1 protein-coding gene is annotated in these 1,908 nt (G+C 77.9%); it reads right to left on the bottom strand.

Annotation, left to right across the window (positions count from 1 at the left end):
* Window positions 1-1,902, bottom strand: a 1,902-nt coding sequence (locus tag PUR56_RS27990) for a condensation domain-containing protein (RefSeq protein WP_329950975.1), incomplete at its 3' end; no start/stop codon positions are given.
* Window positions 1,903-1,908 lie beyond the last annotated feature (6 nt).

The raw sequence follows: 1,908 nt of genomic DNA, 5'->3' as shown, positions 1-1,908 counted from the left end.
GGCGCGGAGCACCACCGTGTTGACGAAGAAGCCCACCAGCCCGTCCAGCGCGGCCTCCCCGCCGCGCCCGGCGACCGGCGTGCCCAACGGGACGTCGTCACCACCGCCGAGCCGGTGCAGCAACGCCGCCACCGCCGCGTGCGCCACCATGAAGACACTGGTGCCGCTCTCCCGGGCCAGCCGGCGGACGGCCGTGGCCAGCGGTCCGGGCAGTCGCCGCGCGACCAGGCCGCCCCGCCCGCTCGGAACGGCCGGCCGGGGGCGGTCGGCGGGCAGCGGGATCTCCTCCGGCAGCCCCGCCAGCGCCCGCCGCCAGTGGGCCAACGGCGCCGCCTGGTCCAGACTCGCCTGCCAGAGCGCGAAGTCCGCGTACTGGACCGGAAGTTCGGCGAACTCCGGGGCCCGGCCCGCCAGCCGCGCGAGGTAGCCGGCCTGGAGGTCGGCGATCAGCGGCCCCCGGGAGGCCTCGTCGCCGGCGATGTGGTGCAGGGCGACGACGAGCGTCGCGGCACCGGTGGGCTCCCTCAGCAGGGTGGCCCGCAGCGGCGGTTCGGCGGTCGGGTCGAAGCGGTGCGCGAGCGCGGCGGCGATCTCCCGGTCGACCTGGTCGGCCGGGACGTCGAGGACGGTCAGCGGCACGGCCTCGGCCGCCTCGGCCGGGGTCAGCACCCGCTGGTACGGCTCCCCGTCCCGCTCGCCGACGACGGTGCGCAGGCTCTCGTGCCGGGCCGTCAGGTCGCCCAGCGCCGCCGCGAGCGCGGCCACGTCGGGGGTCCCGTCGATCCGGGCGACGAAGGGGATGGTGTAGGTCGCGCTCGGGCCCTCGACCTGGTACTGGAACCAGAGGCCGCGCTGCGCCGCGGAGAGCGGGAGCGGCTCGGGGCGCGGTCCGGCCGTCAGCGCGGGGCGCTCGACGGCGGTCCGGCCCGCCAGGCGGGCGGCGAGCGCGGCCGGGGTGGGCGCCTCGAAGACGTCCCGGATGGCCGCGTCGACGCCCAGCCGCCGCCGGATCCGGCCGGCGGCGCGCGCGGCGAGCAGCGAGTGGCCCCCGAGCGCGAAGAAGTCGTCGTCCGCACCCACGGCGGTCAGGCCGAGCACCTCGGCGAGGATTCCGCAGATCACGGCCTCGGCCGGGGTGGCCGGCAGCCGACCGGCCGTGACGGCCCGGTCCGGGGCGGGCAGTGCCCGGCGGTCGGTCTTGCCGTTGGCCGTCAGCGGCAGCGCCTCCAGCACCACGACCACCGACGGGACCATGTACTCGGGCAGCACCGCCGCCACACCCCGGCGCAGCTCCTCGGGGGCGGGCGGCTCCGCCTCGGGGGCGGGCGGCTCCGCCTCGGCGCCGGTGCCGTCCGCGGTTGCGTCCGTACCGCCGGTGCCCGTGACGTAGCCGACCAGCTGCTGCTGCCCGGGCACGTCCTCGCGGACCAGGACGACGGCCCGGCCGACGCCCGGCAGGGCGGCCAACGCGGCCTCCACCTCGCCGAGTTCGATCCGGAATCCGCGCAGCTTCACCTGGTCGTCCACCCGGCCCAGGAAGTCCAACTGCCCGTCGGCGCGGCGCCGCACCAGGTCACCGGTGCGGTACATCCGCCCGCCGGCCGGGCCGTACGGGTCCGCCACGAAGCGGCCCGCGGTGAGGCCGGGCCGCCCGAGGTAGCCGCGGGCCAGCTGCACCCCCGCGAGGTACAGCTCACCCGGCACACCGGTCGGCACCGGCTGGAGGGCGCTGTCGAGGACCAGTGCGCGGACCTGCGGGAAGGGCACGCCGATGGCGGGGATGCCCCGGTGGTCGGCCGCCAGCTCCGCCGCCGTCGCCCACACCGTCACCTCCGTCGGCCCGTACACGTTCGTCACCCGACCGCACCCACGCACCAGACGCTCCGCCAACCCGGCCGACAACGCCTC

Source organism: Streptomyces sp. BE303 (assembly GCF_036290945.1).
Taxonomy (GTDB): Bacteria; Actinomycetota; Actinomycetes; order Streptomycetales; family Streptomycetaceae; genus Kitasatospora.
This window is presented reverse-complemented; position numbering and strand designations above follow the sequence as displayed.